General features: G+C 30.8%; 22 protein-coding genes. 16 read left to right on the top strand and 6 right to left on the bottom strand.

Annotated elements, in window-relative coordinates; translation table 11 throughout:
- Positions 1-10: 10 nt before the first annotated feature.
- From DZ67_RS0106410 to DZ67_RS0106395, 4 genes are read left to right on the top strand one after another with little or no spacing between them, the layout of a single operon-like run.
- Positions 11-2,002 (top strand): ATP-dependent helicase, encoded by a 1,992-nt coding sequence (locus tag DZ67_RS0106410; protein WP_035907193.1) that lies wholly within the window; start codon positions 11-13, stop codon positions 2,000-2,002.
- A 19-nt stretch (positions 2,003-2,021) separates the two neighbouring features.
- A complete protein-coding gene (gene truB / locus DZ67_RS0106405; RefSeq protein WP_024787834.1) occupies positions 2,022-2,876 on the top strand; it encodes a tRNA pseudouridine(55) synthase TruB in 855 nt (284 codons plus the stop codon).
- On the top strand, positions 2,870-3,100 hold the full coding sequence (gene csrA, locus DZ67_RS0106400) for a carbon storage regulator CsrA (protein ID WP_024787833.1): 231 nt from the start codon (positions 2,870-2,872) through the stop codon (positions 3,098-3,100). The genes truB and csrA overlap by 7 nt, the downstream gene beginning before the upstream one ends.
- Entirely contained in the window at positions 3,090-3,839 is a 750-nt protein-coding gene (locus tag DZ67_RS0106395; protein ID WP_024787832.1) for a 4-(cytidine 5'-diphospho)-2-C-methyl-D-erythritol kinase, read from the top strand. Before csrA ends, DZ67_RS0106395 begins: the two co-directional genes overlap by 11 nt.
- On the opposite strand, the gene DZ67_RS0106390 is transcribed toward DZ67_RS0106395, so the two are convergent.
- The gene (locus tag DZ67_RS0106390) at positions 3,840-4,394 is read right to left on the bottom strand and encodes a rhodanese-like domain-containing protein (RefSeq protein ID WP_024787831.1); all 555 of its coding nucleotides are present in this window, start codon (positions 4,392-4,394) and stop codon (positions 3,840-3,842) included.
- Between the two features lie 92 nt (positions 4,395-4,486).
- Here DZ67_RS0106390 and DZ67_RS10280 point away from each other — a divergent pair, with 92 nt between their 5' ends.
- On the top strand, positions 4,487-5,125 hold the full coding sequence (locus DZ67_RS10280) for a Crp/Fnr family transcriptional regulator (protein WP_024790912.1): 639 nt from the start codon (positions 4,487-4,489) through the stop codon (positions 5,123-5,125).
- Here the strand turns inward: DZ67_RS10280 and DZ67_RS0106380 are convergent.
- The 4 genes from DZ67_RS0106380 to DZ67_RS0106365 are packed head-to-tail and all read right to left on the bottom strand — an operon-like array spanning position 5,115 to position 7,899.
- Positions 5,115-5,366, bottom strand: a complete 252-nt coding sequence (locus tag DZ67_RS0106380) for a hypothetical protein (RefSeq protein WP_024787828.1) — start codon at positions 5,364-5,366, stop codon at positions 5,115-5,117. The two genes, DZ67_RS10280 and DZ67_RS0106380, sit on opposite strands and share 11 nt — an antisense overlap.
- A gap of 34 nt (positions 5,367-5,400) precedes the next feature.
- Positions 5,401-5,775 (bottom strand): flagellar export chaperone FliS, encoded by a 375-nt coding sequence (fliS, locus tag DZ67_RS0106375; RefSeq protein WP_024787827.1) that lies wholly within the window; start codon positions 5,773-5,775, stop codon positions 5,401-5,403.
- A 10-nt stretch (positions 5,776-5,785) separates the two neighbouring features.
- The gene (gene fliD, locus DZ67_RS0106370; RefSeq protein ID WP_024787826.1) at positions 5,786-7,489 is read right to left on the bottom strand and encodes a flagellar filament capping protein FliD; all 1,704 of its coding nucleotides are present in this window, start codon (positions 7,487-7,489) and stop codon (positions 5,786-5,788) included.
- Positions 7,490-7,491: 2 nt separating this feature from the next.
- On the bottom strand, positions 7,492-7,899 hold the full coding sequence (locus tag DZ67_RS0106365) for a flagellar protein FlaG (RefSeq protein ID WP_024790911.1): 408 nt from the start codon (positions 7,897-7,899) through the stop codon (positions 7,492-7,494).
- Positions 7,900-7,980: 81 nt separating this feature from the next.
- On the opposite strand from DZ67_RS0106365, the gene DZ67_RS0106360 reads away from it, so the two are divergent.
- The 3 genes from DZ67_RS0106360 to DZ67_RS0106350 are packed head-to-tail and all read left to right on the top strand — an operon-like array spanning position 7,981 to position 9,716.
- A complete protein-coding gene (locus DZ67_RS0106360) occupies positions 7,981-8,277 on the top strand; it encodes a hypothetical protein (protein ID WP_024787824.1) in 297 nt (98 codons plus the stop codon).
- Positions 8,264-8,851: a 16S rRNA (guanine(966)-N(2))-methyltransferase RsmD gene (gene rsmD, locus DZ67_RS0106355; protein WP_024787823.1), complete on the top strand. Its 588-nt coding sequence runs from the start codon at positions 8,264-8,266 to the stop codon at positions 8,849-8,851. Before DZ67_RS0106360 ends, rsmD begins: the two co-directional genes overlap by 14 nt.
- Entirely contained in the window at positions 8,844-9,716 is an 873-nt protein-coding gene (locus tag DZ67_RS0106350; RefSeq protein WP_024790910.1) for a hypothetical protein, read from the top strand. Before rsmD ends, DZ67_RS0106350 begins: the two co-directional genes overlap by 8 nt.
- Before the next feature lie 4 nt (positions 9,717-9,720).
- Here the strand turns inward: DZ67_RS0106350 and tgt are convergent, their stop codons facing one another.
- On the bottom strand, positions 9,721-10,839 hold the full coding sequence (gene tgt / locus DZ67_RS0106345; RefSeq protein WP_024787821.1) for a tRNA guanosine(34) transglycosylase Tgt: 1,119 nt from the start codon (positions 10,837-10,839) through the stop codon (positions 9,721-9,723).
- A gap of 82 nt (positions 10,840-10,921) precedes the next feature.
- Here tgt and DZ67_RS0106340 point away from each other — a divergent pair, with 82 nt between their 5' ends.
- The 8 genes from DZ67_RS0106340 to metK all read left to right on the top strand — a co-directional run bounded on the left by DZ67_RS0106340 (position 10,922) and on the right by metK (position 20,366).
- Positions 10,922-12,307 (top strand): TrkA C-terminal domain-containing protein, encoded by a 1,386-nt coding sequence (locus DZ67_RS0106340; RefSeq protein ID WP_024790909.1) that lies wholly within the window; start codon positions 10,922-10,924, stop codon positions 12,305-12,307.
- A gap of 8 nt (positions 12,308-12,315) precedes the next feature.
- Entirely contained in the window at positions 12,316-13,338 is a 1,023-nt protein-coding gene (gene aroB, locus DZ67_RS0106335; RefSeq protein WP_024787819.1) for a 3-dehydroquinate synthase, read from the top strand.
- Complete coding sequence (locus tag DZ67_RS0106330) at positions 13,335-14,828, top strand: mechanosensitive ion channel family protein (protein ID WP_024787818.1); 1,494 nt, start codon at positions 13,335-13,337, stop codon at positions 14,826-14,828. Before aroB ends, DZ67_RS0106330 begins: the two co-directional genes overlap by 4 nt.
- Complete coding sequence (locus tag DZ67_RS0106325) at positions 14,812-15,456, top strand: uracil-DNA glycosylase (protein ID WP_024787817.1); 645 nt, start codon at positions 14,812-14,814, stop codon at positions 15,454-15,456. Before DZ67_RS0106330 ends, DZ67_RS0106325 begins: the two co-directional genes overlap by 17 nt.
- On the top strand, positions 15,453-16,484 hold the full coding sequence (locus tag DZ67_RS0106320; protein WP_024787816.1) for a hypothetical protein: 1,032 nt from the start codon (positions 15,453-15,455) through the stop codon (positions 16,482-16,484). Before DZ67_RS0106325 ends, DZ67_RS0106320 begins: the two co-directional genes overlap by 4 nt.
- A gap of 84 nt (positions 16,485-16,568) precedes the next feature.
- Positions 16,569-18,809 (top strand): 5-methyltetrahydropteroyltriglutamate--homocysteine S-methyltransferase, encoded by a 2,241-nt coding sequence (gene metE, locus DZ67_RS0106315; protein WP_024787815.1) that lies wholly within the window; start codon positions 16,569-16,571, stop codon positions 18,807-18,809.
- On the top strand, positions 18,809-19,054 hold the full coding sequence (locus DZ67_RS0106310; RefSeq protein ID WP_024790908.1) for a hypothetical protein: 246 nt from the start codon (positions 18,809-18,811) through the stop codon (positions 19,052-19,054). The genes metE and DZ67_RS0106310 overlap by 1 nt, the downstream gene beginning before the upstream one ends.
- A 163-nt stretch (positions 19,055-19,217) precedes the next feature.
- Positions 19,218-20,366 carry a methionine adenosyltransferase gene (gene metK, locus DZ67_RS0106305; RefSeq protein ID WP_024787813.1) on the top strand — a complete coding sequence of 383 codons (1,149 nt, stop codon included), beginning with the start codon at positions 19,218-19,220 and terminating at the stop codon, positions 20,364-20,366.
- Positions 20,367-20,381 lie beyond the last annotated feature (15 nt).

Below are 20,381 nucleotides of genomic sequence, written 5' to 3'. Positions count from 1 at the left end.
AAAAAGGCAAATTTTGTATTTTTTAGAAGAATTAAACGAAGAACAGAAAAAAGCCGCAACACATATCGACGGGGCATTACTGATACTTGCGGGTGCCGGAAGCGGAAAAACAAAAACGCTTACAACGCGCCTTGCTTATCTGCTCTCTTTGGGAATAGACCCCGCAAACACACTCACACTCACTTTTACAAACAAAGCCGCCGCGGAAATGAGAGAGAGGGCTTTAAACATGGTCGGAGAAAACATAGCACATCCGCCGCTGCTCGTAACTTTTCATAAATTCGGACTGATGTTTTTAAGACTGTATATATATTTATTAAACAGAGACAATAATTTTGTAATAATAGACACAGACGACCAGAAAAAAATAATAAAATCCATCTCCAACGATCTGCCGGCAAATTTTATCAGTAAAGAAATAAGTAAATATAAAAATTCCTTTCTTAATCCGGATGAGGTTTTTTCGCTTGCAAACGACACCACTTATAAAAAACTCGCTTATATTTATGATAAATATCAAAAATATTTGCTTGAAAACAATCTGGTTGATTTTGACGATTTACTGCTTTTACCTTTTGACATTTTACATAACAATGAAGATTTATGCTCCGAAATTTCAGACAAATATCAGTATATAATGGTGGATGAATATCAGGATACAAATGAAATACAGCTTCTTTTATTAAAAAAACTCTGCATTAATCACAATAATATCTGTGTGGTTGGAGACGACGACCAGTCAATTTACGGATTCAGGGGGGCAAACCACAAAAATATTTTAAATTTCGAAAAAGACTTCAGGGCAAAAGTCGTCAAACTTCAGATAAATTACCGCTCAACCAATCAAATACTCGAAGCAGCCAATAATTTAATAAGCTACAATAAACAAAGATACGGTAAAAAACTTATTTCGGCAAACGGAGACGGAGACGGTGTTGAAATAATTGCCAGCTACAATGAAATCGCCGAAGGAGAAGAAATAGCGAAAAGAATAAAAAAGTTGATTGAAAACGGGGTAAGCCCAAGGGAAATAGCCGTTCTTTACAGAATTAACGCACTTTCACGCTCAATTGAAGACGCTCTTAGAAGTTACGGCATAGTTTACAAACTTGTGGGAGGTATGAAATTTTATGAAAGAGAAGAAATAAAAGATTTAATAAGCTATTTAAGACTTATAGTAAATTCCCATGATGAATACTCTTTTAAAAGAGTGGTAAACAAGCCCAAAAGGGGTATAGGAAAAGCTACAATACTTAAAATTGAACAAAGAAAGGGCGATAAAAGCTATATTGAATTTATAAAAGAGGACAATCTGGAATTTTTGAGTAAAAAAACAGCCAAATCATTAAAAGATTTCGCATCTTTTCTTGAAATGCTTTCAAAACAAAATATTGATGAAATTCCTGAGATTCTGGAAGAAATTATTGATTTTAGCAATTCTTACAAAGATGAAGACAAAAAAAGAAATGTTGAAGAATTTTACGGAACAATGAGGGATAAAAAAGATTTGAATATAAGAGAATTTTTAAACGAACTTTCCCTTGAAAGCGACCAGGATAAAATTACCAATGAAATGATAAACGTAATGACTATCCATGCAAGTAAAGGATTGGAGTTTGACCATATTTTTGTTATAGGTTTGGAAGAAGGATTTTTCCCGCTTAGCGATGCTGATATAGAAGAAGAAAGAAGACTTGCTTATGTAGCATTCACAAGAGCCAGAAAAAAACTGACATTATCTTACACCCAAAGCAGATATGTAAGAGGTTCAAGAAGCCATGTCCAAAAAAGCAGATTTTTAACTGAAGCAGGCTTGATTAAAGGAGAAAGGGTAAATTTAAAAGAAAGCAGCGGAATAAAAAACGGCACCCTTGTCAAACATAAAGTATTCGGAACCGGAAGAATCATAGGAATAAATAAAGCGGGAAACAAAACAAAACTTAAAATAGATTTTGGTGGAAGTGTCAGGGAAATATTAAGCGACTTTGTGGAAAAAGCGTAAAAAATAGTAAGTAGTGAAAATGGTGAGTAGTGAGTGCAATAATTTGTTGTTTGTGGCTAAAAAACCAAGTTTCATAAGTTCAAACAAATTTTTAAATCAATTAAAAAGAAAATACGGCATTAAAAAAATGGGATTTTCCGGAACGCTTGACCCGTTTGCATGCGGCAGCCTTATTATTGCCACGGGTCAGTATACAAAACTGTTCAGATTCCTAAAAAAAACTCCAAAAACATATATTGCTTCGTTATTGCTCGGAGCCTATTCCCCCTCCCTTGATATAGAAAAAATTGAAAAAATTGAAAATGTTGAAAAATTAGAAATTGAGAAAATAAAACAAGTTTTAAATTCATTCAAAGGCAGGCAATTTCAGTCTCCGCCCCGTTACTCAGCAAAAAAAATAAACGGGATTAGGGCATATAAACTAATGGAAAATGAAAAATGGAAAATGAAAAATGATGAATTTTTGGATAAAGAAATTCAAATAAAAATTTTTGACATAGAGCTAATTAATTATTCACATCCGTTTATTACGTTTAAAGCAAGTGTAAGTGAGGGGACGTATATCCGAACGTTAGGATATGATATTGCCGAAAAATTAGGAACTGTTGGAAGCTTAACATATCTTGAAAGAGTAAATGAGGGTAAATTTTTTTATGAATGCGAAAAAAAATTAAATCCTCTTGAATATTTAAATGTAGAAGAAAATTTTTATTTAAATGATATAAATAATTTGTTACTTGGTAAAAAATTAAATAAAAATGATTTTAAAATTCAAAAAAACGGTATTTATTTTGTGACATATGATAAATATTTTGCTATTATTGAAATTAACGAAGAAGTAAAATATATCTTAAACAGGATTGAATTATGTTAGTAATATCAAGAAAAGAAAACGAAAGAATAAAAATAGGAGACGATATTGAAATTGTAATAGTTTCAATAGATAAAAATCAGGTTAAAATAGGAATCCAGGCTCCGAGAAATAAAACTATATTAAGAAGCGAACTGATTGAAGAGGTGAAAGAGCAGAATTTAAAAGCGGCAGGTAATAAATTAGAAGATATTAAAAATCTTTCAAAGGTTATTAATGAAAATTAAAGCATATGCAAAAGTAAATATTTTTTTAAAAATAGTGGGATTTGACGGATATTATCATTTATTAAAATCAAGATTTATGAGAGTAAAAAATCTATATGATGAAATAGAAATAATTGAAGCTGATAAATTTAATATTGTGGGGGATATAAACTGCGTTTTAAGAGACAACAGTGTATTCAAAGCCTATGTTGAATTAACAAAAACCTATCCCGAGATTAAAAAATTTTTTATTGGAAAAGAGATCAGAATCCATAAAAAAATTCCAGAAATGGCGGGACTAGGAGGAGGCAGCAGCGATGCGGCCGCATTTTTACTTTTGGCAAACAAAGCTTTTAATTTAAACCTCTCCACCAAAGAACTGGTTGAAATTGGTAAAAAAATAGGAAGCGATGTCGCTTTCTTTTTATATGATGTGGACACGGCAAATGTTTACGGAAGGGGCGAAACAGTTGAACCGGTTGAAGAAAAAAGTTTTGACATAGAAGTTTTTACACCTCCCGTTGAATGTTCAACCCCAAAAGTCTATAAAATCTATAAAGAAAATTTTTTCAATCCCAAAGACAGCGACTTTGACAAAATTTCCACACAGAAATTATTATCATCAAAACACCCTGCTGAGCTTAATGATTTATTAATGCCGGCTCTTACAATTTACCCTGAACTTAACAAATATAAAGATTTTGGATTTTTCAGCGGAAGCGGCAGCAGTTTTTTTAAAATTCCCGGAGAAGGGAATTAATTAAAACTGGTCTAAAATAACAGGTTCTTTTACTTTTCCTGCTTTCTTCAAACCTTTGAATCCTCCAAACTCTGTAACTTTGTTAACAACTGAATATCCTGAATTAAGCCATCCGTTGATACCGCCTCTTAAAACATAAATGTTCTTTTTAGGAAAATTAAACCATTTAACAAGTTCCGCTCCGGCCAATACCGCCCTGTGGCCTGTTGCACATACAAAAACATAAACATTATTTTTTTTCAAACCGCCCATTGCTGCATAAATGGCAACATCCCCTCTTGGATATTCGTCATAATCCGGCCAGTCTATTTCTCCGCCTTTCATTTCGTCAACGCTTCTTACATCAACAATTGTAAAATCTTTGTCTTCATCAATCCATTTTTTAAGCTCATCAGGCGTAATGTAATTTATATATTTTTCATAATAATGGCATTCAGCATTGAATTCTTTAACCATAGGGCCTGCACCTTTTATAGTGTCGGCAAGTTTAAAAGTGTGTGCAAACATAAAAGAAGCTGCAATTAATGATAATCCTAAAATTCTTCCAAGTTTCATTTTATTCTCCTTAATTTGATTTTTATTTCATAATGAATTATAATTCATAATGAATTTTAAAAATGTCAGGAGTCTGACAAAAAAGGAATTTTATGCCAAATTGCAGAATATTGATAGAATCAAAAGATATAGAAAAAATTTTGAAATCAGACTATTTTGACAATATTCCCAAAAGATATCTTAAAAAAAATGAAATATGTTTTCCAAATAGCGAACGTATTTTAATTATTAAAAAAGGTAAAATCAAAGTAACATATTATAATAATGAAAAAGAAATAACGCTATATTATCTATGCAAAAACAATATGGCCTACTGTAATCAAAACAATATAATAAAAGCAAAAGAAAACAGTGAATTTTATTTTTTAAAAGCAGATGAATATTATGAATTATTCAAAGACCCTAATTTTTGTAATTTATTATTAAATTCTTTAACCAAAAACATAAATATAGAAAGGGAGCTTATATTTGATTTGGCATTTAAACCCTGTTCCCAAAGGGCAATTGAATTTTTAACATCCGCCGCAATAGCCGCTGGGGAAAAAACACCTAAAGGTTTAAAAATAAATTTAAACTGTACAATCGATGAATTCGCCACTTTCTTGGGAACTTCCAGACAGACATTATCGATGTTTTTAAATATGCTTATAAAAAATAATATCATGGAAAAAAAAGGTCAAAAAACATTTTTTATAAAAGATATAAAAGCTCTAAGAAATTTCAAATTTTAAAATTAAACAAATCGTTTTTCTTTTGAATATTAAATTTTTGAAGTTTTTTAATTTTTTGCATTTCATGTGAAAGTTTTTCTTTTTCTTTTTTCAGAATTTTTACCGCTTTTTTAATATATGCATTAATCTCTTCAGCCTCTTCAATGGAAGAAAATGTAATATCTTCTTTTACTAATTTTTTTAATTTATCAAAATCTTCATTAATTACAGCAATTTTCAGCTCATTCAAATAATTTTCCATCTACTCCCACTTTCACAATTCACAACTCACCTTCCTAACTTATCCCAGTTTCTTCTTTCCAGGCTTCAATTAAACCTTTTAACACCCTTATTACGTCTTCAAGATATTTTTCGTCATTTTCCAAATTTGCTTTTGCCAATAACTCCAGCTGATATCCGTAAAGCCCGTTTAAATAATATGCGATATCTCCTCCGTTTTCATAGTCAAGAGAATTAATAAGTTCTATAAATATATTTGACACTTTTATAATATATTTAACTTTTTTCTCTATATCTCCCTCTTTTATGGCTTTTTTTGCAAAATTAACAAATCTTAATGCTCCTTCATAAAGCATAAGAACCAGTTTTTCAGGCTTGTCAATTTGAACATTCATTTGATTATAGCTTTCAAGGGCTTTATTATATGTCATTATTTATCCTTTATTTTTTTGCATTTATTGCCTGTTGAATCATCATTGTAAGACTCTGGCTTTTTGCATTAAATTCATTTATCATCTCATCATAGGCGGCAAACTGTTTAGACATTATTTCGTATTTTGTTTCAAGAAACTGATTCATGGCATCCATTCTTTGTTCGTAACTTTTTTCATCTGTTTTAAGCTCCTGGCTTAAAAGATTCAAAGAGCTGTTATCACCGGTGATTTTGGAATCAAAATCCACTTTAAGGTTTGTAAAAGCGGTAGTGGTAAATCTTTCAACCAGATCAGGATTTTTATTATAGGCGTCTTTAAATTTATCTGCATCAAAGCTTATCATGCCTGTTCTGTTGTAATCAAATCCCAAATCAGTGGCACTAAAAGTTATATCGGTTGTGTATTTGTTTCCGTTTCTGTCACTTGCCTCACCCTTATCGCTTAAAACCACACCGAAAATATCGGAATAAAAACTGCTCCCAAGAGAGGTAAATTCGCTTTCGCCCTGAAACAACCCCACGTTACCGGTATCTTTATCAAATGCCGTAAGACTTTGAAGATTTGAAATCATTTTATTGTAATCTGCTACAAATTTTTGAATAGATTTTGTAATTTCATCAATATTTGATGTTATATTAACCGTTGAATTTCCGGTAGAACTAAGATTTATTGTAACCCCCGGGATTAAATCGTCTATTTTATTGGAACTTCTGTTTATTTCCACACCATTATATATAAAATCGGCATCTCCGGCTTTTTGTATCCTGTTTGAATTTGTAAAAGCAGTATTACTGTTAAAATCGCTCAGTAAATTCGTATCGTCTATGGAAATATCACCGACAGCCTCCATTTTAAATTTTATCTGCCCGTTATCATAAGTCGCATTTATTCCTAAAGAATTCCCGTCACTGTCTTTAAGATTACCGTTATTCAAAGCATTTATAAAATCACCAACACTCTCCCCGTCAGCCACATTCATTGTATATTCATCCCCGTTAACGGTAATTTTAAATGTCTGGGCAGTCCCGCTGTTATTTATGCTGTCTGTATCTGAATTAAACGAAGCGGATGTATAATTTATGGCATTTAAGCCCAAATCTTCTATTCCTGAATAATTGAATTTAATAATATTCTCAGCCCCCGTATCATTGGCTTTTAAAATAAGTTTATAAGGATTATTGCCTATTCCCGTATCTATAATAGAAGCGGTAATTCCGATATTTGCATTATTGATGGTGTCTTTTAAATCATTAAGCGTTGAGCCGGCTTTCAGGGTTATGGTGGAAGAAACACCTCCTACGCCTATATTTAAAACCTGGTCTTTTCCGCTTGTGTTAATCACTTCGTCGCTTCCGCTAAAACCGTTTGATTCATATATGTCGTTTTGAGCCAAATTATTGACATTTATATCAAAAGTTTGGGGCTTAACCCCGTCACTGGCGCTTACGCTGACACTGCTTCCGCTCACAGACGTATTTACTTTTGCAAAAACAGAGCCGCTTGCAAGGTCTATCATATCAGTTTTTACAATAGCGCCGATTGCCTGAAATTCACTTAAAGCCTTTTCCTTTTTTTTCGCCAGCTCAAGTTTGCTTTCAATCGGTTTAACCATTATTTCCTTATCTGCATTTTTTAATTTATCGATTACATTTGATGTTAAAACACCGCTTCCTATTCCAAGGGAACTTAAGCTTCCGAAATCACTGCCCATTTTTATCCTTTTTTATCAAATAATATTCCCACCACTTCTTTCATTTTTTCCATAAGTCTCAATGCTTCGTCACTCGGGAATTTTCTTATTACATCGTTTTTTTTGGTATCAACCACTTCGACCGTTAAAAAATCAATTTTATCATTAAATTTAAATTTTAAAGAGGTATTTAAAGGATTTATAGCCCTGTTCAGCTCTTCTGTCAATTTTTGCAGCTCTTTTTTTAAATGCTCTTTATCCATTTTATTATCGGTTTGAGTGGCTTTTTGGGTTAATGTTTTTTTATTTTCATAATCATTTGTCTGATTTAGTTTTTGCATTTCAATTTTATTCTGATTTATATTTTTATTTATATTGTCATAATTTTGTGTTTTTTGAATATTGTTTTTAACTGAAGAGAAAACATCCATTTTTTACCCCTTTAAATTAACTGTAATTATATCGTCAAATTTTTAAAAAATTTTATGTTAAAATTATAAAAAAGGTTTTAATTGAAAGTAAAAGTCGAATGTGATTCTCCTCTTTTACAATATACGCTTGAATATTTTTTAAAAGATTACATAGATAACAGCGGTATTTTAATAACAGACAACCCCGAAAAAAACGGGATAACAATAGGAAAAGAAATAAAAAAGCCTTTTACAAAAACATCTCTTTTATTACAGTTGGAAAAAATTCTGAATATAAAAAACAATGAAGAAACAATAGAAGATAAAATAGAAAAAATTCTTGAAAACTGTAAAAAAGAACTTATAAAAACAATTAAGGAACATTATGGAAAAGAGTAATATAAAAATAATAGGCGGAAAATACAGAGGAAAAAAACTTTTTATGGGAAACAAGGGAACTACAAGAAGTACTAAAAACATACTTAAAGAAAGTGTTTTTAACACCCTTCAGTGGGAAGTGCCCGATTCAAACTGGGTGGAAGTTTTCAGCGGGGTTGGAAGCATTGGACTTGAAGCTGTAAGCAGAGGCGCAAACAAAGCTTATTTTTTGGAAAAAGACCCCGAAGCCGCCAAAGTTTTAAAAAGAAACATTGATTCCCTAAAAGTTGAAGACGCATCAAAATGCTCGATTATTTTGGGAGACAGCTTTGAAACTATATGGGATGTTATAGAAGAGCTTAAAAGAAACAAACAAAAAGCGTTTTTCTATTTCGACCCGCCGTTTGCTATAAGGGAAGGTTTTGAAGATATTTACGATAAAGTCCAGACTTTAATAAAACAGCTTCCGAAAATCAATGTTGAAAAAATTATAATAGAGCATCAAAGCAATTACGATTTCCCGGAGACTCTTGGAAATTATAAAAAAATAAAAACAAAAAAATTCGGTAAAAGCTCGGTGACATATTATGAATAAAATTAAAAATGAAAAATTAAAAATGAAAAATTTTTTGAAAATTTTTATTATTATAATGCTGTTTTTTGCAGGGTGTACCCAAAATCAAATTCCGTTGCAAAAAGCAAATCCGAAAACAGATATAAAATTATTGAAAAAATACGGAGTAACAGAAAACAGCCTAATTTTTTATAAAGATTATTATTATTTTTCTAAAACGCAGCCAAACGGAATCAGTATAAATAAATTAGACAAAAATTACAATTTAATTACTAAAAAAATTATTAATTTATTAATTGACCCTAAAAAATATCTAATTAAAAACAATCATTTTTATATCTTAGGATATGACAACATCAAAGAAATGCCTGTAATTTTAACTTTTTCCTTAAAAACATTTAAATTGATAAGCACTGTTTATATAGGGAAAAAATATGCCGCCCCCGCTGATTTTTTTATAGATAAAAACGACGTTTATACAGCTATTAATGTTTATAACAATAAAACCCAATCAGATATTTATATCTATAAAAACGCTTTATTATATTCAAAAATAGCATCTGTAAAAAAAGAAAATGCAAAATTTATAATTCCTTTTAATAAAGGAATGCTGGTTTTAGGGAGTATCACTTATACAAATGACGACATTTTAATCGTATATATATCAAACAAAAAAATTGTCTGGGCAAGAAGAATAGATTTAGGAATGGATGACTATCCAACTTCAATTTATATCAAAAATAACAACATTATTTTAAATGCAACTTCAACTGATGAAATGGGAGCTGAAGTAGATTACACATTTGAAATCGATAAAAACGGAAATATTTTAAAAAGCAGAAAAAATCTGGAATTTAAAGAACTGCCTGTAAAATTCAGGACATAAAAATTTAATTTCTCGCAGAATAAAATTCTTTTTTAAATTCTTTAAATTTTTTATTTATGATAGCTTCTCTGGCTTTATTTACTAAATTCAAATAATAATGCAGATTATGAATTGTGGCAAGTCTGAAATAGGTAAGCTCTTTTGCCCTAAATAAATGATTTAAATACCCCCTTGAAAAATTTCTGCAGGTATAACAGTTGCATTTTTCATCAATCGGCCTACTATCTAGTTTGTATTTTGCATTTTTAATTCTTAAAATCCCAAAAGAGGTAAACAGATAACCGTTTCTTGCATTACGGGTTGGCATCACGCAATCAAACATATCAACTCCTCTCTCAATTGCTTCTATTATATCTTCCGGGGTTCCTACCCCCATTAAATATCTTGGTTTATTTTCGGGAAGAAACGGCACAGTATATTCTATTGTGTCATACATAACCCGGTTCTCTTCCCCGACACTTAAACCCCCTATTGCAAATCCGTCAAAACTTCTTCCCTCAATTTCGGTTTCCACAAGGCTTTCGGCACTAATTTTTCTAAACTCAAAATCCACTCCGCCCTGAACAATGGCAAAAAGATTGTTTTTTGCCCCTTTACTAATATGATGAATCAGACTTCTTTTGGCCCACTGGGTTGTTCTTTCTATTGATTTTTTTATTCTCTCTTTTGTATTCGGAAGAGCTATCAAATCATCCAAAACCATCATAATGTCGCTGTTTAAATTATATTCTATATCAATAACTTTTTCTGGTGAAAAAAAATGGCTGCTTCCGTCAATATGACTTTTAAACCAGATACCCTCATCGCTAAATTTTACATTCTCCCCCAGCGAAAAAGCCTGAAATCCACCGCTGTCTGTCAGAAAACTTCTGTTATATCCGCTAAATCCGTGAAGACCTCCAAAACTCTTAACAGTCTCATCACCCGGCCTTAAATACAAATGATATGTATTAGCGAGAATTATTTTTGCATCCAAAATATTCATTAAATCAACAGCATCAAGGCTTTTCACGGCCGCCGCCGTACCCACAGGCATAAATATAGGTGTTTTAATTTCACTGTGGTCTGTTTTTATTGTAGCCGCTCTTGCATTTGAATCAATGGCATCAATTTTAAATTCCATAATTTTCCTTTTTTATTTTTTACCACTCACTACTCACTAATTATATATGATATAATTACTGAAATTTTATCAAAGGTTTTATTTGAATAAAATAGTTTTGTTTGCCGGCGCAAAGGAATCCAAAATATTAATAGAAAAAATAGCCTCTTCTTATGTTCAAGAAGCTGAGTATTATATAATATATGAAAAAGAAGATGAAATAACAAAAATTGAAAAAGAAAATTTTTTTTATTATAAAATACCCTTTTTTGCATTCGAATTATACCGCTCGCTTTTTTTTAAAGATATAAATAAAATAATTGTTTATATAAAAAACAAAAAAACAGCTGAATTTGTAATAAATAAAATAAAAAATTACTCTTCAATCGTATTTGCGAAATTTTGGGAAAATATTGAAATTCCTTTACAAAACAATATTGAGATAATAGACAATATTGAATTAATTACAAACAAAATTTTAGACCATCTTCCGGATGTGCCCCTTTTCGCAAGGGATATAGGCCTTGGAATCGGTGAAATACTTGAAGTGGAAATTCCTCCCCATTCTGTTTTTGCTTATAAAAACCCCAATTTTATCCAAAGATGGAAAAACATAAAAATTGCCGTAATTTACAGAGAGAACAAATTCATTATTCCCAGCAGACACACACTGATTCTTCCCAATGATAAACTTTTACTTATAGGAGAGCCTGAGAAATTAAAATCCTTCTTTATAGAAAGCAAAAAAAACCTGGGAGCTTTCCCGGCTCCTTACGGAAGAAACATTTATCTTTTAATCGATATGCAAACGGATAAAAAAACTCTTTATAATCTTTTAAAATCAGCACTGTTTTTACATAGAAAATTAAAAAATCAAAAATTAATTATTAAACTTATCAATCCTAAATTAAATTTTAAAATTTACAAACTTTATAAATTCAAAAACATAGACATATACACAGATTATTTTTCATCGGATTATGAAAAAACATTAAAAAATGATACAAATATATATAATATAGGACTGGTAATTACCAATAACGGATATTTTTATAAATATAAAAAAACTTTTTTCGACATTAAAATCCCTGTTTTTAAACAGGGGAACGAGTCAATTAAAAAATGTAAAGAATTTGTAATCCTTTTACAGGATAAAATGCTTGATCGGATTGCACCGAGTATTTTTGATTTGTCTTTTCAATTAAATTTGGGTATAAATTTTTTAGAACCTTTTATAGAAGAAAAAGACCTGAAAGAATTAAAAGAATATCTGGAAAAATTTGCAAAAGTTTATAATTTTAAAAAAATTACATTTACCAAAACACAAAAAAATCCGATAATAAAATTAAAAACAAAAGAAAACATCTGTATAATTGAACCGTTTATTTCACCGCCGGTTTTAAAAATTTTCCAAATTTTCAATCCGAAAATATACAATGCATATATAATGCTTGATAAATTTTCCCAGTTTTTAATCCCGGTAAAATAAGGAGAAAAATGAAAGTAAATATAAAAACACCAAACAAAACATACGACATAACAATTAAAAAACTTCCACAATTAACGCTAAATGAAAAAACGGCCGTAATCACAAACCCTACAGTTGCCGGATATCATTTAAATTATCTGTTAAATCATTTAAAAACAGATGAGCTTAAAATAATTACACTCCCGGACGGTGAAGAGTATAAAAATTTTGAGAGCATTGAATACGCACTTGAGAGATTGTTTGATGCAAAATATGACAGAAACTCTGTAATTATAGCATTTGGGGGAGGAGTAATAGGAGATATGAGCGGATTTGCGGCTTCAATATTTCTTAGAGGCATTAAATTTATTCAAATTCCAACTACACTCCTTGCTATGGTTGACAGTTCTGTAGGAGGAAAAACAGGAATAAACACTAAATTTGGAAAAAACTTAATAGGAAGTTTTTATCAGCCTGAAGCTGTTTATATAGATACCCATTTTTTAACTACTTTACCAAAAAGGGAATTTGCGGCAGGAATGGCTGAGGTTATTAAAATGGCCGTAATGTTTGATAAGGAATTTTTTAAAAATTTAGAAAATGATAAATTAAGTATTGAAGAAATTATAAAAAGAAGCGTAGAAATAAAAGCAGATGTCGTAAACGAAGATGAAAAAGAAAAAGGAATAAGAAGCGTACTCAATTACGGCCATACATTCGGACACGTAATAGAAAACCTGACAAATTACAAAACATACCTCCACGGGGAAGCTGTGGCAATAGGCATGATTATGGCAAATGAATTATCAATTGAACTTGGATATTTAACAACTGAGGAAAATGAAAGAATTAAAAACTTACTGAAAAAATATGATTTACCTACAAGTTTTAAAATAAAAGACGAAGAAGAATTTTATGAGCATTTTTTTGCAGATAAAAAAACTATGAACAATAAAATTAAATTTATAATTCCGGAGCTTATCGGAAAATATAAAATAATTGAAAATATAGATAAAGAAACTGTTTTAAATATTTTAAGGAAATTTAAGTGAAAATATTTTTTTTAATAATTTCTTTTATTTTTTTATATGCAAACGATAATAATTTAACTGAACTTAATATGACTAAAGAAAAAATATTAAAATTAAATACCGAACTGTCAAAAAATTCTTTTTACTTAACATATAAAAACTATATAGATTACCAAAAATTACTCAATACATACAATAAATTAAAATATCTCTCTAAAAAAAATCCCAGATATAAAAAAAAGCTTTTGACTATACAGACACAGCTTGATTTGTTAAAAGAAAACGAAAATATTTTCAACACATTGATTAAATTAAAAAATATTCCAAAAGCACCACAGATAGAAAACCCGTTTGAAATATTTTCCGCAATTAATTATGAAAAGCAGATAAAAAATGTTCTTTTGCAGAACATTCAGACATATCAGCAGTTTAAAGAAACATTAAACAATTTAAAAAAATTATATAAATTAAAAAAAGAAGTAAAAATTAAAGATAACCAATTAGAAAATATGATAAATGATTTTGAATTAATTAATACCATTTATAAAAAAAAGCTTGAAACATTAAAAACATTTATTCTAAACCAGCAAGAAAAAATTAAAAAAGAGATTAAAAACCAGCTAAATAAATTGGCCGTTTTAATTGCAATAATTATATTTTTAATTATTTTTTCGTTTATTTTAAAATTTATACTTAAAAAATACATTAAAGAAGAAAATTTATATATATCAAATAAAATTATCAATATTCTCACAATATTTATTATTGTTTTAACTTCCCTTCTTTTTTATATTAATAATGCAACATATATTATAACCATTTTGGGATTTATTTCAGCCGGTATTGCAATTGCCATGAAAGACTGGTTTATGAATATTTTCGGCTGGTTTGTTATTATGATTAACGGAAATATTAAAGTCGGGGACAGAATTAAAATGTATCTTCAAAACGGAAATGTTCAAATAGTCGGAGACGTTATCGATATAACCCTTACAAGAATAGTAATTTACGAAGATGTAACATATACAACATACCACAAAAACAGACGGGCCGGAAGAATAGTGTTTATTCCCAACAATGTTGTTTTTAACAACCCCATTTTTAATTATACACATAAAAGACTGGCAACTGTATGGGACGGAATAGATATAACGCTTACGTTTGATTCAAATTATAAAAAAGCCGTGGATATTATTAAAAACATTTTAACTAACCAGACAAAAAGACAATCCGCCGCCACAAAAACCAGAATGCAGAGGCTTAAAATTGAATATAATTTTAAATCATACAATTTAGAACCGCGTGTATTGACATTAATAGAAGAAAACGGAATTAGAATCAGCGCCTGGTATTTAGTTATTTCAACTTCCCCTCTTATTTACAGAAGCCAGATTTCTGGTGAAATATTGGATGCCCTTTTAAAAGAAAAAGACATAAAAATAACATATCCTACATATAAAATTAACGGTAATATTAACATTCAAAAGGAAAAAGTTGAAAAACCTTATTAAATTAAAATATCTCTATAAATTAAAAGAATCCGGAGAGCAATATTTCGAGGGTTTCAGTTCAAAAGAAAACAAACTCCCCATGCCGGACGAATTGGAAGAGCTTAAAAAAACATGTTTAAACTGCACCCTTTGCGATTTATCAAAAACAAGAACAAATGTAGTGTTTGGAGAAGGGAACCTCAAAGCAAAGCTTATGTTTATAGGTGAAGGACCCGGAGCGGAAGAGGATAAAACAGGAAGGCCTTTTGTGGGAAGAGCGGGAAAACTGCTTACAAAAATAATTTTAAACGTTTTGGATATGACAAGGGAAGATGTATACATAGGAAATATTGTAAAATGCCGACCGCCAAGCAACAGGGTCCCGAGTATAGAAGAAGCCCAGACCTGTAAACCGTATCTTCTCAAACAAATTGATATAATAAATCCAAAAATACTGGTATGCCTCGGAAAAACGGCTTTTATGTATTTAATGGATATAGATTTGCCTATAAGCAGAGTCAGGGGGCAGATATTCGAATATAAGGAGAAAAAAGTGATACCGACATTCCATCCGAGTTATTTACTCAGAAACCCTTCGGCAAAAAAAGAAGCTTATTCTGATTTTCTTTTAATAAAGAGTATGTTATGAAAAGAATAATTATCTTTTTTGCCGTATTGCTTTTTTCTCAGGAAACAATATTTCAAAATTCTTTCATGGATATAAACAGTACTGAAAACAATACCACTTCTTCAGAAATTAATTCCACTCAAACAACTGAAGAAAATTTTAATGAAAAATTTTATCCTCAAAATTCAAAAGCCGATTTTGCAATTATTATAAACAAACAGAAATTTTTTAAGTTTCTTCCTTCTGTTTTAAACGCCATAAACGCTTATCTTATCCAAAAAGGGGTGGATTTTAATATAACACTTTATAACAATGATGTAAATATTTCAAATTTACCTCAGCATTATGTAATAGACATAGAAACCAACCGCTCAAAAATTTTGACTCTGGGGGATTATAATAAAACTTTTTTTGTACCAACTTTTAATAAAAACGATTTTAATGAAACATTTAAAAATATATATTTCGGAGGAATAAATTTCAAAAATCAAATACAAAAATTTACCGCATTTATCAATGACAGACTTTTTACAATTTCACAAAATACCCAAATATCAAATCAATTGCTTGCATATGAAAAAACAAATCCGTTTTTTGTCAGAAATTATAATTTTCCTGATATAAATTATGCCGATTTAAACAATTCTTTTATAATTTTAAATACCGATGTGTCAAAAAGTGCGGAAGTGCTTTCAAACATAACTTCAAAAGAAATTGAGCCGTTTTTAGTTTTTTCGCCCCAGTTATGTTATTCCCCATCCATTATATTTTTAACCCAGCCAAATGACATAGATAAACTGATAATTGCAAATTCCATTATCCGTCCGCCTTTAATGATAAACGATTACGCCCTTCTTTTAAATTCGGATATCAGATACAACTGGCTAAATTATGCCGCCGATATTTTAGTAAATAAAATTTATAATATGCAAAACAGTGAAGATTTATTTTATATGAATGATTTTTATATTTATATATTCAACCATCAGATAAATTACAAAACAAAATTATATAAAATACTAAACAATTCTTTTAAAGAAGTGGAATAACTGTTATAAAAAAACAAAAAATATAAAAATCGCAGGCAGGTAAATTTATAAATTTGTTATAATTTCGCTAAAAAAAGGAAAAATATGGCGACTTATGTTATTGGATTCCCGAGAATTGGGGAACAAAGGGAGCTTAAAAGAGCGTTGGAAAGTTATTGGGGAGGTAAAATTTCTCAGGGTGAATTAAAACAAACAGCTGCTGATTTAATAAAAAGACATTTAATTTATCAAAAAAATGCCGGTATAGATATGATAAGTGTCAATGATTTCAGTTTTTATGACAATATGCTTGATACCACGGTAATGCTTAATGCTGTTCCTGAAAGATATCAGGATATAGAAAACTGTATGGACAGATACTTTGCAATGGCAAGAGGTGATAAAAACCATAAAGCAATGGAAATGACCAAATGGTTTAATACAAACTATCATTATATTGTGCCAGAACTTGATGAAAACATGGATTTCAGAGCTGATACAACAAAAATAGAAAATGAAATTGCATTGGCAAAAGAAGTCGGAATTACTCCAAAAATAAATTTAATAGGGCCTGTTACTTACGTAAAACTAAGCAAAATCGAAGGCAATGAAAAAAATATAATTGAAAAACTACTTCCTGTATATAAAGAGATTTTAAATAAATTTAAAAATTATACTATCCAGATGGACGAACCGTATTTCGTAACAAATCCGGATGAAGAAGATTTAAAAATATTAAAAAAAGTTTATGACGAACTTGGAAACACTGCAAATATTTACGTTGCCACATATTTCGAGCATTCAAACGAAGCAAATGAAATTCTCGCCTCAACACCTGTAAAAGGAATGTTTTTAGATTTTGTTTTAGGAAGCGAAAATTCAATTAAAGCATTAGTTGATGCCGGTAAAGAAGTGGGGATTGGAATAGTCAACGGAAGAAATGTATGGGTTAACGATATTGAAAAATCCGCCGCATTTGTAAAAGGGCTTACCGAAGCTGTAGAACAAGACAAAATCCACATAGGAAGCAGCTGCTCTTTACTTCATGTCCCATATACATTAAAATATGAAACAAAAATGGATGAAGATATCAAATCCTGGATAAGCTACGCTCTTGAAAAACTTGATGAAATAAGAGTAATTGATAAACTTTTTAGAAACGAAACTTTAAGCGAATACGAAAAAGAAGTGCTTGAAAGCAATAAAATCGCAATTGCAACAAGAAAAACCTCTTCTAAAATTCACGATACAATCGTTCAGGACAGAGTTTCAAACTTAGGTGAAAAAGATAAACACAGAAATGTACCGTTTGTTGAAAGAATCAAACTTCAACATGAAAATTTAAAATATCCTGTTTTACCTACCACAACAATAGGCAGTTTTCCTCAAACACCTGAACTTAGAAAACTAAGACGTGATTATAAAAACGGCGCAATCAATGAAGAAGAGTATAAAACAAAAATTAAAGATATGATTAAAGATTTGGTTAAATTTCAAGAAGAAATAGGACTTGACGTATTGGTACACGGTGAATTTGAAAGAAACGACATGGTTGAATATTTCGGCGAGCAGTTAAAAGGCGTTGCATTTTCCAGCAACGGTTGGGTTCAGAGTTACGGAAGCAGATGCGTAAAACCTCCTTTGATTTACGGAGATGTTTCTAGACCTAAAGATATGACGGTTGAATGGATTACATATGCCCAAAATTTAACTAATAAACCGATGAAAGGAATGCTAACAGGCCCTGTTACGATGCTAAACTGGTCTTTTGTAAGAGACGACCAGCCAAAAAGAGACACAGCATACCAAATGGCCATCGCAATAAGAGACGAAGTGGAAGACCTTGAAGCTGCCGGGATTAAAGTAATTCAGGTTGACGAAGCGGCTCTGAGGGAAGGTTATCCTTTAAGAAACAGTAAAAGAAAAGAATATGAAGATTGGGCAATTACTGCATTTAGAATAACAACCTCAAGCGTAAAACCAGAGACTCAAATCCATACCCATATGTGTTATTCAGAATTCAGTGATATTATGGATGCCATTGAAGATATGGATGCGGATGTTATTTCTATCGAAAATGCAAGAAGTGACAATTCATTACTCAAAATCTTTAAAGAAAGAGGATATAAAGGCGAAATCGGTCCGGGAGTTTATGATATTCATTCTCCAAGAGTTCCAAGTAAAGTTGAAATAGTCAATCAAATTAAAGCGATTTTAGAAGTATTGCCGGCTGAGAAAGTATGGATTAATCCGGACTGCGGACTCAAAACAAGAAAATGGGAAGAAGTAAAACCGAGTCTAAAAAATATGGTTGACGCAACATTAGAGGTCAGAAAAACTCTTTAATGAAAAAACTGCTCGTTTTTTTACCTCTTTTTCTTTTTTCTTATAATTATCCGTTTGATTATCAGTTTAAATTTATTCATTCATGTATGCAAAACTCTTCTTTACCTAATAAATATAAATACTGCAGATGTGTTTTTGAAAAAATAAAATCAGCTTATCCGTATAATTATTTTATCTGGCATAAAACAGATAATGATGTATTAAAATTCATTGCTAAAGCTTCAAAAGAGTGTTTGAATAAATAATATTAATTTCATTTTACATTTTACATTTTCAATTGTATAATTACAATTGCATATTCTTGTCTTTTGAAAATGCTTTTTTAAGCACTTTCAAAATAGGAGTATGCAACTTAATGAAAAATGTAAAATGGAAAATGGAAAATGGAAAATGAAATAAGGAGAATTTATGAGAGAATATTTATTTAGCAGCGAAAGTGTAACTGAGGGCCATCCTGATAAAATGGCTGACCAAATCAGTGATGCAATACTTGATTATATAATTGAAAGAGACAAAAATGCAAAAGTTGCCTGTGAAACACTTCTTAGCAATGGATTTTGTATTATTGCGGGAGAGCTTAAAACTACAACTTACGCCCCTATGCAGGAAATTGCAAGAGAGGTGGTAAGGGAAATCGGATATACAGATGCAAGATTCGGATTCGATTACAGAACTGCTGGGGTATTAAATGGAGTTGGAGAGCAAAGTCCGGATATTCGTCAAGGGGTTGAAAAAGGAGAAGAAATAGGAGCGGGCGATCAGGGCATGATGTTCGGATATGCATGCAGCGAAACCCCTGAACTTATGCCTCTTCCCATAATGCTTGCCCATAAACTTACAAAAAGACTGGCGATTGCAAGAAAAGAAGCAATAGTTCCATGGCTGAGACCGGACGGAAAAGCTCAGGTTAGTGTAAAATATGTAAACGGAAAACCCGTAAGTGTTGAAAAAGTCGTTGTATCCACCCAACACGAACCAGACGTTAACTATTCTGAAATAAAAGAAGCTGTTATTGAAGAAGTTATAAAAAAAGTAATTCCTGCAAGTATACTAAGCAAAAATGTTGAGTATTTCATAAATCCGACCGGCAAATTTGTAATAGGAGGCCCTCAGGGGGATGCGGGACTTACCGGTAGAAAAATTATCGTTGATACATACGGGGGGGCGGCACCTCACGGCGGAGGGGCATTCAGCGGGAAAGACCCAACAAAGGTTGACAGAAGCGGGGCATATGCCGCAAGATATGTAGCAAAAAATTTGGTTGCTGCGGGGGCTGCCGAAAAAATAACTGTTCAGATTGCTTATGCCATAGGAGTTGTTGAACCTGTCAGTATTTATATTGATTCACACGGCACGGCAAAAGTAAATGAACAAAAAATTGAAGTTGCAGTTAGAAAAATATTTAATCTAACCCCAAAAGGAATAATTGAAACACTTGATTTACTTAAACCGATTTATAAAAATACAGCAGCTTACGGACATTTTGGAAGGGAAGAGTTTTCATGGGAAAAAACAGACAAAGTTGAAGAGATAAAAGAATTTTTAAATCTCCATTAATTTTTCTTTTTTATT

Origin of the sequence: Lebetimonas sp. JS138 (assembly GCF_000523335.1) — a bacterium.
In the GTDB taxonomy this organism is placed as follows: Bacteria; Campylobacterota; Campylobacteria; order Campylobacterales; family Nautiliaceae; genus Lebetimonas.
This window is presented reverse-complemented; position numbering and strand designations above follow the sequence as displayed.

What these genes read in the sequence shown, in the direction of transcription:
- truB (WP_024787834.1), top strand. Translation starts at nt 2,022, where the DNA reads ATGGTGAGTAGTGAGTGCAATAATTTGTTGTTTGTGGCTAAAAAACCA.
- csrA (WP_024787833.1), top strand. Translation starts at nt 2,870, where the DNA reads ATGTTAGTAATATCAAGAAAAGAAAACGAAAGAATAAAAATAGGAGAC.
- DZ67_RS0106395 (WP_024787832.1), top strand. Translation starts at nt 3,090, where the DNA reads ATGAAAATTAAAGCATATGCAAAAGTAAATATTTTTTTAAAAATAGTG.
- DZ67_RS0106390 (WP_024787831.1), bottom strand. Translation starts at nt 4,394, where the DNA reads ATGAAACTTGGAAGAATTTTAGGATTATCATTAATTGCAGCTTCTTTT.
- DZ67_RS10280 (WP_024790912.1), top strand. Translation starts at nt 4,487, where the DNA reads ATGCCAAATTGCAGAATATTGATAGAATCAAAAGATATAGAAAAAATT.
- DZ67_RS0106380 (WP_024787828.1), bottom strand. Translation starts at nt 5,366, where the DNA reads ATGGAAAATTATTTGAATGAGCTGAAAATTGCTGTAATTAATGAAGAT.
- fliS (WP_024787827.1), bottom strand. Translation starts at nt 5,775, where the DNA reads ATGACATATAATAAAGCCCTTGAAAGCTATAATCAAATGAATGTTCAA.
- fliD (WP_024787826.1), bottom strand. Translation starts at nt 7,489, where the DNA reads ATGGGCAGTGATTTCGGAAGCTTAAGTTCCCTTGGAATAGGAAGCGGT.
- DZ67_RS0106365 (WP_024790911.1), bottom strand. Translation starts at nt 7,899, where the DNA reads ATGGATGTTTTCTCTTCAGTTAAAAACAATATTCAAAAAACACAAAAT.
- rsmD (WP_024787823.1), top strand. Translation starts at nt 8,264, where the DNA reads ATGGAAAAGAGTAATATAAAAATAATAGGCGGAAAATACAGAGGAAAA.
- DZ67_RS0106350 (WP_024790910.1), top strand. Translation starts at nt 8,844, where the DNA reads ATGAATAAAATTAAAAATGAAAAATTAAAAATGAAAAATTTTTTGAAA.
- tgt (WP_024787821.1), bottom strand. Translation starts at nt 10,839, where the DNA reads ATGGAATTTAAAATTGATGCCATTGATTCAAATGCAAGAGCGGCTACA.
- aroB (WP_024787819.1), top strand. Translation starts at nt 12,316, where the DNA reads ATGAAAGTAAATATAAAAACACCAAACAAAACATACGACATAACAATT.
- DZ67_RS0106320 (WP_024787816.1), top strand. Translation starts at nt 15,453, where the DNA reads ATGAAAAGAATAATTATCTTTTTTGCCGTATTGCTTTTTTCTCAGGAA.
- metE (WP_024787815.1), top strand. Translation starts at nt 16,569, where the DNA reads ATGGCGACTTATGTTATTGGATTCCCGAGAATTGGGGAACAAAGGGAG.
- DZ67_RS0106310 (WP_024790908.1), top strand. Translation starts at nt 18,809, where the DNA reads ATGAAAAAACTGCTCGTTTTTTTACCTCTTTTTCTTTTTTCTTATAAT.
- metK (WP_024787813.1), top strand. Translation starts at nt 19,218, where the DNA reads ATGAGAGAATATTTATTTAGCAGCGAAAGTGTAACTGAGGGCCATCCT.